At 71.7% G+C, this 14940-nt stretch carries 13 protein-coding genes; 7 read left to right on the forward strand and 6 right to left on the reverse strand.

The window, feature by feature from the left end; genetic code table 11:
* Nucleotides 1-48: 48 nt before the first annotated feature.
* The 4 genes from GIS00_RS25350 to GIS00_RS25365 are packed head-to-tail and all read right to left on the reverse strand — an operon-like array spanning nt 49 to nt 3341.
* Nucleotides 49-1017, reverse strand: a complete 969-nt coding sequence (locus GIS00_RS25350) for a phosphotransferase family protein (protein ID WP_322098428.1) — start codon at nt 1015-1017, stop codon at nt 49-51.
* Nucleotides 1011-2150: a thiolase family protein gene (locus tag GIS00_RS25355; RefSeq protein WP_154771261.1), complete on the reverse strand. Its 1140-nt coding sequence runs from the start codon at nt 2148-2150 to the stop codon at nt 1011-1013. The genes GIS00_RS25350 and GIS00_RS25355 overlap by 7 nt, the downstream gene beginning before the upstream one ends.
* Entirely contained in the window at nt 2147-2545 is a 399-nt protein-coding gene (locus tag GIS00_RS25360) for a Zn-ribbon domain-containing OB-fold protein (protein ID WP_322098429.1), read from the reverse strand. The genes GIS00_RS25355 and GIS00_RS25360 overlap by 4 nt, the downstream gene beginning before the upstream one ends.
* A 7-nt stretch (nt 2546-2552) precedes the next feature.
* Entirely contained in the window at nt 2553-3341 is a 789-nt protein-coding gene (locus GIS00_RS25365) for an enoyl-CoA hydratase/isomerase family protein (RefSeq protein ID WP_154771262.1), read from the reverse strand.
* A gap of 159 nt (nt 3342-3500) precedes the next feature.
* Here GIS00_RS25365 and GIS00_RS25370 point away from each other — a divergent pair, with 159 nt between their 5' ends.
* The gene (locus GIS00_RS25370) at nt 3501-4355 is read left to right on the forward strand and encodes a 3-hydroxybutyryl-CoA dehydrogenase (RefSeq protein WP_154771263.1); all 855 of its coding nucleotides are present in this window, start codon (nt 3501-3503) and stop codon (nt 4353-4355) included.
* Nucleotide 4356: 1 nt separating this feature from the next.
* A complete protein-coding gene (locus GIS00_RS25375) occupies nt 4357-5412 on the forward strand; it encodes an alcohol dehydrogenase catalytic domain-containing protein (protein ID WP_322098430.1) in 1056 nt (351 codons plus the stop codon).
* 140 nt (nt 5413-5552) lie between these two features.
* On the opposite strand, the gene GIS00_RS25380 is transcribed toward GIS00_RS25375, so the two are convergent.
* Together GIS00_RS25380 and GIS00_RS25385 are read right to left on the reverse strand one after the other, a co-directional pair.
* The gene (locus GIS00_RS25380; RefSeq protein WP_154771265.1) at nt 5553-6248 is read right to left on the reverse strand and encodes an alpha/beta fold hydrolase; all 696 of its coding nucleotides are present in this window, start codon (nt 6246-6248) and stop codon (nt 5553-5555) included.
* A gap of 26 nt (nt 6249-6274) precedes the next feature.
* Nucleotides 6275-7474 carry an ABC transporter substrate-binding protein gene (locus GIS00_RS25385; protein ID WP_154771266.1) on the reverse strand — a complete coding sequence of 400 codons (1200 nt, stop codon included), beginning with the start codon at nt 7472-7474 and terminating at the stop codon, nt 6275-6277.
* Nucleotides 7475-8105: 631 nt separating this feature from the next.
* Between GIS00_RS25385 and GIS00_RS25390 the strand changes: the two genes are divergently transcribed.
* From GIS00_RS25390 to GIS00_RS25410, 5 genes are all read left to right on the forward strand, one after another.
* Entirely contained in the window at nt 8106-8975 is an 870-nt protein-coding gene (locus GIS00_RS25390; protein ID WP_322098431.1) for a branched-chain amino acid ABC transporter permease, read from the forward strand.
* Nucleotides 8972-11536 (forward strand): ATP-binding cassette domain-containing protein, encoded by a 2565-nt coding sequence (locus tag GIS00_RS25395; protein ID WP_322098432.1) that lies wholly within the window; start codon nt 8972-8974, stop codon nt 11534-11536. The genes GIS00_RS25390 and GIS00_RS25395 overlap by 4 nt, the downstream gene beginning before the upstream one ends.
* Nucleotides 11533-12267: an SDR family oxidoreductase gene (locus GIS00_RS25400; protein WP_154771267.1), complete on the forward strand. Its 735-nt coding sequence runs from the start codon at nt 11533-11535 to the stop codon at nt 12265-12267. Before GIS00_RS25395 ends, GIS00_RS25400 begins: the two co-directional genes overlap by 4 nt.
* A gap of 35 nt (nt 12268-12302) precedes the next feature.
* Nucleotides 12303-12845, forward strand: a complete 543-nt coding sequence (locus GIS00_RS25405) for a pyridoxamine 5'-phosphate oxidase family protein (RefSeq protein ID WP_154771268.1) — start codon at nt 12303-12305, stop codon at nt 12843-12845.
* A 112-nt stretch (nt 12846-12957) separates the two neighbouring features.
* Nucleotides 12958-14937 carry an oxidoreductase gene (locus GIS00_RS25410; protein WP_154771269.1) on the forward strand — a complete coding sequence of 660 codons (1980 nt, stop codon included), beginning with the start codon at nt 12958-12960 and terminating at the stop codon, nt 14935-14937.
* Nucleotides 14938-14940 lie beyond the last annotated feature (3 nt).

The raw sequence follows: 14940 nt of genomic DNA on the forward strand, positions 1-14940 counted from the left end.
GCTCGGAATCGTCTGTCGGTGTTCGTGTCTCGTACCGGTGCCGGTGTTCTACGACAGCAGGCGCACCCCGTTGCGCAGCATGGCCGCCACCGTCGGCGGCAGGGTCTCCTGCACCGGGTCGACGTGCGTGCCCTCGCGGTGCCGTTTGACGTTGTGCCCCATGATCGCGGCCATCTTCAACCGGGCCAGCGCGCGGAACCAGTCGAGATCCTCGACCGGCGGTCCGTTCTCACTGTAGACATCGATCATCTGCGCCTCGGACGGCACCCCGGCCGCGGCGTGGCCGACACCGGGGAAGTTGTCCGGCTCGCAGAACAGCAGGAACCAGGCCAGGTCGATCCGCGGGTCGCCGACGGCCCAGATCTCCCAGTCGATGATCGCCGTCAGCGACGGACCGTCGAACAGCGAGTTCCCCAGTCGGCAGTCGCCGTGGGTCAACGCCGACCGGGCCGCAGCCGGGGGTGCCGCTGCCAGCAGCGCCACCAGTTCTTCGCCCTGCGGTCGTAGTTCCTCCGGGACGGCGCGCAGGGTGCGGGTCCAGCGAGCCAGCTCGTCCGCCGGGGCCAGCACCTCCTGATCGCCGAGATCCAGTGCCGTGACGTCGATCCCGTGCATGACACGCATCGCCCGGGCCAGCGCGGACATCCGCACCGGTACCAGCTCCGGGTCGACGGTCTGCGTGTCGAGCACCGGTTCCACACTTTCGCCGGCCGCCCGGGTCATCGCGAACCAGGCCGGCGGATCGGCCGACTCCGCGGCCACGGTCGGCACCGGCACGCCGCGTCCGTGCAGTGCCCGCAGGGCCACCGCCTGCCGCAGCACGTCGTTGCGGCCGACCGCCCGGCGCCCCTCGGGGACGGCCTTGACCACGTACCCGTGGCCACCGGCATCCACCGCGTAGGTGAGACCGGACCGACCGCCCTCGAGCACGGCCAGCTCCGAGACCTCTGCTCCCGGATGCAGATCCGCCAGTGCGGCCTGCACCCGGTCGGTGACGGCGGGGCGGGTGCTCAGCACGACAGCACCGCGCAGGCGCTGACGCCGGGGGCACCGTAGACATGGGTGAAGCCGACGGTCGGGGCCGATGGCACCTGACGGTCACCGGCCTCGCCCCGCAGTTGCAGCACCACCTCGACCACCTGGCGGAGCCCGGAGGCGCCGATCGGTTCGCCGTTGGCGATGCAGCCGCCGTCCGTGTTCACCGGTAACAGGCCGTCGATCTCGGTCATCCCTTCGCGGATCCACTTGTCCTGCTCGCCGTCGGCGACGAATCCGCACTCGGCCATGTGCATCAGCTCGGCGCCGGCCTCGGTGTCCTGCAGCTGCGCGACACCGACGTCACCGGGCCCGATCCCGGCGGCCTCGAAGGCGGCGGCGGAGGCGTCCCGGCTCACGCTGGTCAGCTCTCCGCCGGGGATCCACGGCGCGAACACCTCGAAGGAACCGAACCGGCGGGAGCGCACCGCGACCGCGTCCAACCGCACCCGTCGGTGCAGGTCCGGCAGCACCCCGGGGGCGGTCAGCACCAGCGCCGCCGCACCCTCGCCGGGTGAGCAGAACATGAACCGGGTCAGCGGATCGCTGACCAGGCCGGAGTCCCGGATCTGGTCCGCGGTCAGCGGATCCCGACGCCAGGCCTGCGGCGTGAGAGCACCGTTGCGGTAGGCCTTCTCGGCAACCAGGGCGAGCAGCTCCGGGTCCAGCCGGTGGTCGTGCAGGTACCGCTGGATCTTGGCGCCGAAGAACTGTGTCGTCACCATCAGCCCGTCGGTGCCGTAGCAGTCGGGCAGGCCCCAGTCCCCCGGCCGCGGGTCGAAAGCGCCCGGCGGGTGCTTGTCGAACCCGACCGCCACCACCACGTCCGCCATCCCGCTGCGGATCGCATTCACCGCACTGACCAGCGAGCTGCCGCCGGTCGCGCAGCCGTTCTTCACGTTGACGAACGGGATGCCGGTGAGTCCCAGGTCCGCGACCAGGGTGTCGGCCAGGCCGGCGTTGTCGCTGCCACCGAAAGCCGCGCGCACCCGGGACCAGTCGATCCCGGCATCGGCCAGCGCCGCGCGCACCGCCGTGACCGCGTGTGCCCGGCCGGTGCCCGGCGTCCGGCCGAATGCGGTCCGTGCGGCCCCGGCGATCACCACGCCGGTCATCGGAGGAGCTCCGCGACCGGGACGCCTCCACGGCCGGACAGCTGCACCGGGTCACCGATCCGCAGCGTGCCCGGATCGACACCGTCGAGCGGCGGTACGACCGCCTCCACCCGGATCCCCTCCGGCAGCTCCACGTACACGACGCCGAACGGGCGGAACCCGTTCTCCGGCAGCACGTACGGAGGGGACTTGGGTGGGTGACGCTGCACCGTCCAGCTCCAGACCGTGCCGTGCGACGAGAGGACGGACGGTTCGGTGGTGGTACCGCACCGCGGGCAGTGCGCCGCGGCGGGGTAGGTGACCACGGCGCACTCCGGGCAGCGGGCCCCGGTCAGGGCCGTGCCGTCGGTGACCGGCGTGGTCGCCGACGGCACGGCGGATTCCTGCGACTGCACGGTCCGCTCAGCGCCCCGTCCAGACCGGGTCGCGCTTCTCCAGGAACGCCGAGACGCCTTCGCGGGCGTCGTCGGACTGCAGGGTGACACCCACCGACAGCCGCTCGATGACCATCAGCGACTCGGTGTCCGCGTCCAGGCTGCGGTCGATGGCGGACTTGGTGAGGTTCATCTGGAACGGGCTCTTGTCGGAGAGCAGCGCGGCGAACTCGTCGACCGTCTTGTCCAGCTCGTCGGCCGGGGCGGAGGCATTGACGAGGTTCCACTCGGCACATTCCTTGCCGGAGAGGAGCTTGCCGGTCATCATCAGTTCCTTGGTCTTGCGGATGCCGATCATCCGGGGAACCCGGTAGATCGGGCCGGCGCCGCCGAAGAGCGCGCGGCGGATGTGGAAGTCACCGATCCGGGCGTCGTCCTCGGCGATGGCGAAGTCGGTGGAGATCATCAGCTCGAAGCCGCCGGCGGTGGCGTACCCCTCGATCACCGAGATCGACGGGGTCTTGGCGCGGTACAGGTTGTCGCAGATCTTCGCGGAAATCTCCGCGACGTCCGCCGCGGTGGTACTGCCGATGTAGTCGGCCTTGAGCGAGTCCAGGTCGAAGCCCGAGCAGAAGGTGTTGCCACGCCCGCGCAGCACCAGCACCTTGAGCTCGGGATCGGCGTCCACCTCCTTCACGATCTCGTCCAGCCGGTTGAGGATCGGCACCGTCACGCAGTTCTTCTTCCACGGACGGTTCAGCCAGACCCGGGCGATGTTCCCGTCCCGCTCGAACTGGATGTCGTCTTCGACGGCCATGGGGGAGGTCCTTTCGATTGAACTGAATTCAATCCATGTATAGCCCTGCCGTAGGGTGCTGTCAATGCCGCGGGCATGGTCGGTCGGAACGGTCGACACCCGTTGCAGGACAGCGCGGGGCGCCGCGCACGGAACCGGGACGACAGGGAGGTCGCAGGGATGATCAGGACAGTGGGTGTGGTGGGCGCCGGACAGATGGGATCGGGTATCGCCGAGGTCTGCGCCGCGGGCGCGGACGTGGTGCTGGTGGACCTGGACCGGGCCGCGGTGGACGCGGGGCTGCAGCGCATCCGGCGTTCCCTGGACGGCGCGGTCCGGCGCGGCCGGGTCACCGAGGAGGAGGCGGCGGCGCGGCTGGGCCGGATCGCGCCCGCCACCGATGTCACCGCCCTGGCCGGGGCGAACCTGGTGATCGAGGCCGTGGTCGAGTCCTTGCAGGTCAAGCAGGATCTGTTCGGCCGGCTGGGCGACATCGTCGCCCCCACCGCGGTCCTCGCGTCGAACACCTCGTCACTGCCGATCGCCGCGATCGGCCGGGGCTCGACACACCCGGAGCGGGTGCTGGGTCTGCACTTCTTCAACCCACCTCCCGCCCTCGACCTGGTCGAGCTCACCCCGACCCTGGTCACCGACCCCGCGCTTGCCGATGCGGTGCAGGGCTTCTTCACCGATGGGCTGGGACGCACCGTGATCCGCTCCCAGGACCGGGCCGGGTTCATCGTGAACGCCCTGCTCGTGCCCTATCTGCTGTCCGCCGTCCGGATGCTGGAGAACGGCATCGCCACCCGGGAGGACATCGACACCGGGATGCAGCGCGGCTGCGGTCATCCGATGGGTCCGCTGCGCCTGCTCGACCTGATCGGTCTGGACACCATGGTGTTCGTCGCCGACGGGCTGTACGCCGAGTGGCGGGATCCGGCAGCCTCTGCCCCGGCGATGCTGCGCCGGATGGTCGACGCCGGACTGCTCGGCCGCAAGAGCGGGCGCGGCTTCTACGACTACACGGAGCACTGACGTGCAGGCGCTGCGACTGCGGACTGCGGGCCTTGACCCGGAACTGGAGGAGGTCCCGACCCCCGTCCCGGTCGGCCGTGAGGTGCTGGTCCGGGTACGGGCCGCCGGGCTGTGCCACTCGGACCTGCATGTGGTGGAGTCGCCGGTGGGCGGCATGGCCACCGCGCTGCCGTTCACCCTGGGACACGAGATCGCCGGTGAGGTCGCCGCTCTCGCCGACGACGTGGCCGGCACCATGCCGATCGGGACCGCTGTTGCGGTGTACGGACCGTGGGGCTGCGGCGACTGCAGCCGCTGCCGGGTGGGTCGGGACAACCTCTGCGACCGGCGGGCGTCGCTCACCTTCTTCGGCGCCGGGCTGGGCCGCGACGGCGGGATGGCCGAGTACGTGCTGGTCCCCCGACCGGAACTGCTGGTGCCGCTGGACGGGGTGGACCCGCTGGACGCGGCGCCACTGACCGACGCCGGGCTCACCTCCTACGCCGCCCTCCGCCCGCTGCTGCCGGATCTCACCGGTGCCGATGCGTCGGTCCTGGTGCTGGGTGTCGGTGGCCTGGGACACATGGCCGTGCAACTGCTCTCGGCCCTGACGACGGCCACCGTCGTCGCGGTGGACACCAAGCCGGCCGCCCTCGAGCTGGCCGGTGACCTGGGTGCGATCCCGGTGGCGTCCGGTCCCGACGCCGGCGACCGGATCCGCGAGCAATTGCCGGCCGGGGCGGCCGGGGTGGACGCGGTGCTGGACTTCGTCGGCGCCCCGGAGACGGTCGCCCTGGGCTCGTCGCTGCTCCGTCCCGGCGCCACCTACGTGCTCGTCGGGACCGCCGGCGGCGCGATCGACGTCCGCAAGAACGCGGGACTGCCTGCGGGAGTCAAGTTCTCCGTCCCGTACTGGGGCGGTCGAGAGGAGCTGGCGGAACTGCTGGCACTGGCCGCGCAGGGCCGCATCCACGTGCACCGGCAGGTCTACCCGCTGTCCGACGCCGCCCGCGCCCTGGCGGATCTGCGGGCCGGGCGGATCAGCGGCCGCGCGGTCCTCGTCCCCTCCCCCTCCTGACACCCCACCCCCCGCCGCGAGGATCTTCTTCTCCTGCGCGTACGAAGATGGCGACACCTGCATCACAGGTACCATTTCCGCCATCTTCGTACGCGCCGAGGAAGTTGATCCTCGCGGGGGGCGGGGTGTCGGGCGGTGGGTCAGGGGGCGGCGGCCACCAGGATCGCCGCCAGCTCCGCCGGCCTGGAGATCATTGCCATGTGACCGGCGTCGATGTCCTTGACCGTGGCGTGGCTGCGCTCGATGCCCAGCTGCTGCAGGTCCAGCGGCACGCAGTGGTCCTGCAGGGTCCGGACCCAGGTGGTGGGCACGCCCCGCTCGTAGCCGGACAGGTCGACCTTCTCGCTGAGCAGCGCGGCCGAGTCGTCGACCAGGCGGTCCAGCGCCCAGGTGCTCTGCTCCTCGTCGAGATCGTTGCACAGCATGGGGATCGCACCCTCGCGGGTGATGCTGTACAGACCGCCGATCAGCGACTCCTCCACCGGTCCGCGGATCTCCGGTGCCAGCTGGTCGAGCATCCGCAGGCCGTGCGGCGGGACCGCCGCGCCGACCAGGACCACCGCCGAGATGCGGTCCGGGATCAGGTTCAGCACCCGTGGCACCGTGACCCCGGCGAAGGAGTGGCCGACCAGCACGATGTCGGTGAGATCACGGGCCAGCACGTCGTCGACCACCGCCTGCGCGCAGTCGTCCAGGGTGGTGGTGCGCAGGTCCTTCTCCGCCCGGGTGCCGCGGCCGGGCAGGTCGATCGCGAGCACCTCCCCGGGCAGGGACGGGACCAGCAGGTCCCAGCAGTTCGCGCCGTAGCCGGCGCCGTGCACGAGAACGAAGCTCATCGTGGCGTTCCTCTCCAGCGGCCCGGTCAGCCCGCCGCGACCAGCGGCGGCGGGGTGAAGAAGCCGCCCTCGGACACCCAGGCGCCGTCCTTGACCGTCACCCGCTGCACGTCCCGGGTACCCAGGTGCTGGTCCGCGCTGAACGAGAGCACCGGCCCCACACCGTTGTCGACCGAGCTGGCAGCGGTGAAGGCGGCCTTGAGCGAGTCCGCCGTGATGTCACCCTGCACCGTCTTCGCCACCTGGGCGAAGGACTTCGCAGCTGCCCACCCCCACATCGCGATGAAGTCCGGGGTCTGGTCCGGGTAGTACTTCTTCATCGCGTCCAGGAACTCCTTGGTGGCCGGATCGCTCTCCACCGGGGCCTTGGTCAGCGACACCGAATGGAAGCCCTCGGCGGCGGTGCCGGCCAGGGAGAGCAGCGCGGCAGAGGCGTCCGGCGCGTAGCCGTAGGTCGGCTTCGACACCCCCTGCAGTTCCGCCTCCTTCAGGTAGGCGGCGGCCTCCGGGGCCGCGAGGATGGTGACGACCGCGTCGGCGCCGGAGGACTTCACCTGGCTGACCACCGGGGCGAAGTCGGTGGTCCCGAACTTCGCCGGCAGCAGCTCGGTGGTGACCGAGTCGTCGACGGTCTTCGCCGCCGGGCCGACCTGGGACGCCACGCTGACGAAGGCGGCCGGGTCGCTGTGCACGACCACGATCTTCTTCGCGCCCTCCTCGGCGGCCCAGGCGCCGACGGCGGCGCCCTGGTCCTCGTACCCGGTCATGAACCCGAAGAGGCCGTCGCGCGGCGGCTCGTACCAGGACGACAGCCCACCGAGCGGCATCAGGTAGGGCACCTTGGACTGCTCGATGACGAACGGGAAGGTCGCCTCGCCCTGCGCCGTGCCGTTGGCTCCCACGATCGCCACCACGTCGTCGCCGCCGATGAGATCACGGGCGATCTGCACGGTCTGCTGGGCGTCGTAGGCGTTGTCCTTGACGATGAACTCGACCTGCTTGCCGTTGATGCCGCCCTGCTCGTTGAGCATCTTGAAGTAGGCGTCGGCACCGTCCCGCTGCGGGACGCCGGACGCCGCCACCGCGCCGGTGAGCGGGTACCAGGCCCCGATCTTGATGGTGTCGCCGGAGGATCCCGATCCGGAGTCGGAGCTGCCGCAACCGGCGGCGAGCAGCGCGGTGACCAGCACCGTGCCCAGGACTGCGGCGGAACGCCGTGTTCGCATCGTTGTCGTGCCTTTCTGACGGAGCCGGACCTCGACGTCCGGCCTGCTGATTGACGCACGTACTGCCGTCCCGGCGACCGGTTCCCGCGCACCCGGGCCCGGGAACCGACTCCCACGGCCGACGGGTCACGCCGGGTGGACGGATCTCCGCGCCCTCCGGGGAACAACGGGCGACCGGCGGTCGCACCGGGGCGAACCCACCGGGGTTGTCGACGCCACGGCGCGGATCCCTAGTTGAGTTCGGTTCGGGTATTGAACACCCCGGAACGGTCCTGCGACAAGGGGTTCGACGAACGGGATCGATCGGACATCCGGCGCGTGCCCGCCATCGGCGGCGGACCGCCTGCCGGACAGCGACTCTCGACCGGACGCCGGCGATGCAGGCCGATCCGGACGCCGGCCCGGCGGCCGGGCCGTGTCCCGCGCCGGACCACCACCGACACCACCCCCGGACACGGCCGGCCCGCGTGGCCGCCCGCTGTCGGACGACGGGTCTCCCCGGGTGACGGGGCCTTGTGCTCCGCGGCACACCTCACTACTGTCGAACTGAGTTCAGGTCAGCAGCGGAGCGACCGCGCAGGACGCCCGCCGTTGACCGCCCCGCGCCCGACGACGAAGGAGTCAGAGACCGGTGGAGCAGTTCGTCCTGGTGCTGGTGGCGGGTATCGCCAGCGGCGCCGTCTACGGCCTGATGGGTCTGGGTCTGGTCATCATCTTCCGGGCCACCGACGTGGTGAACTTCGCCCTCGCCAGCATGGCGACGATGGCGCTGTACATCGCCTGGAGCGCGACCCGCGCCGGCTGGGGCACGATCACCGCGGTGATCGCCGCGGTCATCGCGGCGGCGCTGATCGGCATCATCGTGCGCGAGGTGGTGATCCGCCCCCTCGGCTCGGGGAACCTGTTCTCCGCACTGGTGATCACGATGGGCGCGTCGCTGATCATCGACAGCCTGATCCACAGCTTCTGGGGCACCCAGCCGACGTCGTTCCCGGCGCTGGTGGAGGGTCAGGTCAGCTTCGGCGACTCGGCCATCGCGGTGCAGAGCCTGCTGACCATCGCGGTCGCGGCGGTGGCCATGGGTGCGGTCGCATTCCTGTTCAAACGGACCACCCTGGGATCGGTGATGCGCGCGGTCGCCGAGTCCTCCGACACCGCCAAGACCCTGGGCGTCAACCCGCAGAAGGTCGCGCGGATCGCCTGGGGCCTGGGCATGGCCCTCGCCGCGCTCGCCGCATGCCTGTACGCGCCCCGCTCCGGGCTGTCCCCGACCGTGCTGGCCGCGCCGCTGTTCCGCGCCTTCGCCGGCATCTTCCTCGGCGGACTGACCAGCATGTACGGCGCGGTCATCGGCGGTGTCACCATCGGCGTTCTCGAGAACCTGGCCGCCACCTACGGTTCCGCGAGTTTCCGGGACACCTTCGTGTTCGCCTTCACCGTGCTGGTGCTGCTGATCCGCCCGCAGGGGTTGTTCGGCGCCAAGACCTTCGAACGGGTGTGACCACCGTGCAGCAGCTGTTCCGCAAGCCCACCTTCCTGCTCTCCGTCCTGGGCGGCCCGCTCGGTGCCCTGGTGCTGATCGGTGCGATCGCCACCGAGGTGGTGCCCACGCACCAGGCCTACTCCGTCGCGCTGTTCGGGGTGTACTCGATCCTGGTGATGTCCGTCGGCCTGCTCGGCGGCTGGGGCGGCGTCTGGTCCGTCGGACACCCCGGCCTGTTCGCCATCGGCGCCTACGTCGCGGCGTACGGCAGCGGCCACGGCTGGCCGCTGGAGGTGGTGGTGCTGGTCGCGGTTGCTCTCACCGCCGCCTGCGGCGGGTTCCTCGGCTTCGCCGGTGCCCGGTTCTCCATCCTGTACATCGCGTTGCTCACCCTGGCCTTCACCCTGGTCACCCTGGAGATCATCAACCGCTGGTCGGACGTCACCGGCGGCGACGAGGGCATCCCGGTGGACGACCTGCGCAGCGTGCTGCTCGGCACGTCGTTCTCGCCGTCCTCGTCCGAGGCGGAGTACCTGACACTGATCACTGCCGGTCTGGTGGTGACCGTCGCGGTGCTGGTCAAGCGCAGTGCGCTGCGGATGCGGTTGGTGGCGGCCAAGTCCCACCCGATCGCGGCGCGCAGCGTCGGCATCGCACCGGAGTCGCAGACGTCTCTCGGGTTCGCCGTCAGCGGCGCCTTCGCCGGGCTGTCCGGCGTCCTGCTCGCGCTGACTACCGGCTTCATCTCCTCCGAGTCCTTCTCCCTGGTGCTGGCGATCAGCATCATCGCGGCGGCGGTGCTGGGCGGGGGCGGCAGCATCGTCGGTGCCCTGGTCGGCGGCGCGTACCTGACCTGGGTGCCGAACCTGTCCGACAGCGTCGGCGTGGACCAGCCGATCGTGCAGGGCGTGGTGCTGATCCTCGCGCTGCTCTTCCTGCCCGGCGGAGTGGTGCCGTTCGCCGGCAAGCTGCTCCGGGCGCTGTGGTCCCGCATCCGGCCGACCGCCGCCGACCACGCCGAGCAGCTGCCGACCGCACCCGCCGACGCGGACCTGCCGGACCCGGATGTCGCGCCGGGCACCGGAGTCGGATCGACACTGCTGGAGGTGGAACATCTCTCGGTGCGTTACGGCGGGCTGAAGGCGCTGGAGGACGCCACCCTGGAGGTCTCCACCGGCGAGGTCGTGGCCATCATCGGACCCAACGGCGCCGGTAAGACCACCATGGTCAACACGCTGTCCGGACTGGTCGGCGGCGGCAAGGTGGACGGCCGGGTGGAGCTGCTGGGCCGCAGCATCCTCGGCGGCCGGGCCACCCGCCGGCGCTCGCTGGGGATCGGCCGGACCTTCCAGCACGCCGAGACCTTCACCGAGCTGACGGTGCTGGAGAACGTGTTGTGCACCCACCGCCGGATCACCCCACAGCGGCGCAGCGAGGCGATCGCCCTGCTCACCGACATGGGACTCGGTGGTGTGCTGCACCGGAAGCCGTCGGAGCTGGCGTTCGGCCTGCAGAAGCAGCTCGACTTCGCCCGGGCCATCGCCGAGCAGCCACAACTGCTGGTGCTGGACGAACCGTTCGGCGGCCTCGATGCCGCCGAGCGCGCGGTGGCCGCCCGGCACCTGCGCCGAGTCGCGGGCGGCGGCGCCGGGGTGCTCATCGTCGACCACGTACTGGACGACCTGTTCGCCGTGGCCGACCGGGTGGTGGCCTTCGACTTCGGCCGCACCATCGGCAGCGGCACGCCCGACACCGTGCTGGACGACCCGCAGGTGCGGGCCAGCTACCTCGGCTCCGCGGGCGGCCATGCCGCTCCCCCGCCGCTGCCGGGCGACCCGGCCCCGGTGATCCGACTCGAGGACGTCGGCCACCGGTTCGGCGGTGTGGTGGCGCTGCGCGACATCGACCTGACCGTGCCCGCCGGCGCGGTGATCGGCGTCGTCGGCGCCAACGGCGCGGGCAAGTCGACCCTGGGCCGGATCCTGCACGGCGAACTGACCGCCACCAGCGGATCCCGGACGACACCGTCCGGGGCGACGCGTATCTCGCTCGTCCCCGAGGGCCGTCACCTGTTCAAGACCCTGTCCCTGCAGGAGAACCTCGAGGTCGCGGCCTATGCCGTCGGCATCCGCGGCACCGAGCTCAAGGAGCGGCTGGCGTCGACGGCAGCCTGGCTGCCGGAGCGGCTGCGCACCAGGATGGACCTGCCCGCCGCGGCGCTGTCCGGTGGCGAGCAGCAGATCCTGGCGATCGCCCGCGGCCTGATGGCCCAGCCCGACGTGCTGATCCTGGACGAACCCGCACTGGGCCTGGCTCCGGCCTGGGTGGACGACGTGTACGGCCGGATCACCGATCTCGCCGCGGACGGGATGACCATCGTGCTGCTCGAGCAGTTGCTCAGCCGGGCGCTGGCGGCCAGTCACCGGGTGGTGGTGCTGACCGACGGGCGGATCACCGCGCGCGGGGACGCCGGCCAGGAGGGCTTCGCGGAGCGGGCCGAGGCCGCGTACTTCGGCGGCCGCCCCGAGGAACTGCTCACCGAGGCGCAGGAGCTCGCGGACCCCGGCACGGGCCGATGACGGCCCGGCCGGCGACGATCCTGGTCACCGGCGCGGCCGGGGGTCTGGGCGCCGCGGTCGCCTCGCTGTTGCGGTCGCAGGGCGACCGGGTGGTCGCCGGCGACCTGACACCGCCGACCGGCCCGGACCCTCTCACCCTCGACGTGACCGACGAGAGTGCCTGGGCAGCAGCTGTCCCGGCGATCCTCGACCGGTACGGCCCGCTCGACGGGCTGGTCCACGCCGCAGGTGTCGCGGCCCGGCGACCGCTGCTCGAGACCACCGTGGCCGAGTTCGAGCGGACGCTCCGGGTGAACACCCTCGGCACCTTCCTGGCGCTCCGGTCGGCACCGGCACTGATGCCGACAGGCGGGTCCGTGGTGACCTTCTCGTCGATCAACGGGTTGATCGGTACCGAGGGGATCGGCGCCTACTGCGCCAGCAAGTTCGCTGTGCGCGGGCTGACCCGGACCGCGGCCGTCGAGTTCGCCGATCTCGGGATCCGGGTCAACACCATCTGTCCCGGTCCGATCGAGACGTCGATGGTGCACGGCTCCTCGTTCGCCGACGTCGACCAGGACGCGTATCTCGCGTCCATCCCGCTGCGCCGGCGCGGCCGGCCGGAGGAGGTCGCCGGCATGGTCCGGTACCTACTGGGCCCGGACGCCGGGTACGTCACCGGCGCCGAGTTCGTCATCGACGGCGGCCTGCTCGGCGGTCGCCGCGTTCCCGACGCCGCCCGGGCCGGGTGAGCCCGGTGTCCCGCGTCGACCGATCCGTCCTGCGGATGGATCCGGACTCACTGGAGACGTACGTACGCTCGCGCCGCTGGGGCCGTCTCGCCACCGTGAGCGCCGACGGGGAACCACATGTCGCTCCGGTCGGCTACGTGGTCTCCGACGGCATCTGGTTCCACGCCCTGGTCGGATCCAGGCGCGGCCGTGACATCTCCCGCGGTTCCCGGTGTTCCCTCTGCATCGACGACGGGCTGGGCGACGGCGAGGGGTACGCCGACCGGCGCGGCGCGGTGCTGTACGGAGGTTGTGAGTTGGTGGCCGCCGACGACCCGCGCATCCCGGAGGTGCGCCGGCTGTTCGCCACGGTCTTCTTCGGCGACCCGGACCGGCGCTTCGAACGCCGCACCCACGCCTGGTACCTGCTGCGGCCGGACCGCACCGCGTCCTGGGACTTCTCCCGCATCCCGCCCGGCACCGACCGGCATGCAGCCGCATCCGTTCCACCGGAACGGACATCACACCCGGTCGTGCCCGCCGGTGGTCCTCCAACAGCACCTCCGGGCCGGGATGCCGACCCGAACTCACTTCGATAGAATTCGGACCGGCATCGGTGCCGGGAACCACCTTCTCGCCACCGGTCCCGATCCTGGCTCGCGATGTCGCCGCCGCGGCACCGGGCCTCCGCCCGTGGAACGGAGCTGTGCGATGCCCGCCGACAGCACCACCCCTGCCTTCGCCCGACCGTTGGACATCGGTCCGCTGCACCTGCGCAACCGCCTGGTGGCCACCGCCCACGGCACCGCGGCTGTCGCGGACGGGATCCCGACGGCCGAGGACGCCCGGTACTGGGGCCGACTGGCCGCCGGGGGTGTGGGCATGGCGATCACCGGCGGCATGTCGGTGGCGAAGGAGTCGACCTACCGCAACCGCTTCCTCACCGAGGCCTGGCGCCCGGAGGCGATCGGCGGCATGGCGGGCCGGGCGGGCGCGATCCGCGCCGGTGGCGCGGTGGCCGTGGCACAGATCTGCCATCTGGGCCGGGAGACCCTGGGGGCGAACCTCTTCCACTCCTTCGTCGGTCCGAGCGACGTGCTCTCCCCCAGGGAGCAGACCTCGACCCGGGTGCTGCGCACCGACGAGGTCCCGGGCATCGTCGAGGCCTTCGTGGCCTCGGCTCGCAACTGCGCCGCCGCCGGCTTCGACGGTGTCGAACTGCACGGTGCCCACGGCTACCTGCTCGCCCAGTTCCTCTCCCGCACGGTGAACACCCGGACCGACCGCTACGGCGGCTCCGCGGCAGGTCGGGTCACCCTGGTCGTCGAGATCATCGAGGGCATCCGGCGGGCTGTTCCGGGACTGCCGGTGGGCCTGCGGGTCTCGGTGGAGAACGACGCCGGCGGCAGCGGTCTGGAGGACTTCGGCGAACTGCTGCCGCTGATCCAGCAGCGCGCACCCTTCGACTACCTGAACCTGACCTACGGCATGCGCGGCTACTACGTGCGGGACATGGCCACCGAGCAACCGTTGCTGCTCGGGCACAGCGCTGCCCTGCGTGACGCGGTCGGTGTTCCGCTGCTGCTGTGCTCGATGTTCCGGGACCCGGCGCAGGTCGAACAGGCGCTGGCGACCGGGGCGGACATGGTGGGGATGGCCCGCCCGTACATCGCCGACCCGGATCTGCCGACCAAGTTCCTGGCCGGTCGCTCCGACGAGGTCCGGCCGTGCGTGTCCTGCAACGAGGACTGCCGGTCCTTCGACCCCACCGCGCTGTGCACGGTGAACCCGGACCTCGCGCCGGCCGGCAGCGACGTCCGCCCGGCGAGCCCGCTGCTCCTGCCACTGGGCCCCACCCGGTCGAACGGCACGCACCCCGGTCGCCGGATTGCGGTGGTCGGCGCCGGCCCGGCCGGAGTGGAGTGCGCGCTGTCCCTGGCCGACCGGGGCTTCGTCCCGGAGCTGTTCGAAGCCGGCGACCGGATCGGCGGCGCGATCGCGGTGGCGGCCGGCACGGTGTCGCGGCACGGCTGGCAGCGCCTGCTGCGCTTCTACGACGCCGGGCTCCGCCGCAGCGACATCCCGGTCCGGTACCGAACCACCGTGGCACCGGCGGATCTCGAGGGGTTCGACGCGGTGGTACTGGCCTGCGGCGCCGCGGAGGACGGTCCGGTGACGCAGCCGGGTGCGATCCCGGCCTCGTCCTCGACCGACTACCTCGCCGACCCGCCGATGGTGGCGGGCACCGTGCTGATCCAGGACGACGGATTCGGCTGGTGGCCGACCGTCAGCGCGGTGGAGGCCGCGCTGGATCGCGGGGCGTCGTCCGTCGTCCTGCTCACCCCCGGAGGTTCCTTCGCCGGCAGCATCCCGCCGGAGTCCCGGCTGCAGTTGATGGAGCGGTTGCGTGGGCGACCGCTCGACATCCGGCCGCTCACCGCCGTTGTCGGTACCACCGGCGACGGGGTCGTGGTGCGGCACACCCTCACCGGTGCGGAGCAGCCGCTGGCCGGGGACCTGCTGGTGGCGATCGGGCGGCGCCGGCCACGGGATCTGCCGACACCCGCCGGGATCCCGACGTGGGTGATCGGTGATGCCGTCGCACCGCGCCGGGTGTCGAACGCCATCGCCGAGGGACGGGCCGCGGCGGCCACGGTCGCCCGGGCAATCGCGGTGCCGGCCCTGGTCTGACGC

Source organism: Nakamurella alba, from assembly GCF_009707545.1.
Taxonomy (GTDB): Bacteria; Actinomycetota; Actinomycetes; order Mycobacteriales; family Nakamurellaceae; genus Nakamurella; species Nakamurella alba.

Coding starts and splice junctions, on each gene's coding strand:
- GIS00_RS25410 (WP_154771269.1), top strand. CDS start 12,958: ATGCCCGCCGACAGCACCACCCCTGCCTTCGCCCGACCGTTGGACATC.
- GIS00_RS25405 (WP_154771268.1), top strand. CDS start 12,303: ATGGATCCGGACTCACTGGAGACGTACGTACGCTCGCGCCGCTGGGGC.
- GIS00_RS25400 (WP_154771267.1), top strand. CDS start 11,533: ATGACGGCCCGGCCGGCGACGATCCTGGTCACCGGCGCGGCCGGGGGT.
- GIS00_RS25370 (WP_154771263.1), top strand. CDS start 3,501: ATGATCAGGACAGTGGGTGTGGTGGGCGCCGGACAGATGGGATCGGGT.
- GIS00_RS25365 (WP_154771262.1), bottom strand. CDS start 3,341: ATGGCCGTCGAAGACGACATCCAGTTCGAGCGGGACGGGAACATCGCC.
- GIS00_RS25385 (WP_154771266.1), bottom strand. CDS start 7,474: ATGCGAACACGGCGTTCCGCCGCAGTCCTGGGCACGGTGCTGGTCACC.
- GIS00_RS25355 (WP_154771261.1), bottom strand. CDS start 2,150: ATGACCGGCGTGGTGATCGCCGGGGCCGCACGGACCGCATTCGGCCGG.
- GIS00_RS25380 (WP_154771265.1), bottom strand. CDS start 6,248: ATGAGCTTCGTTCTCGTGCACGGCGCCGGCTACGGCGCGAACTGCTGG.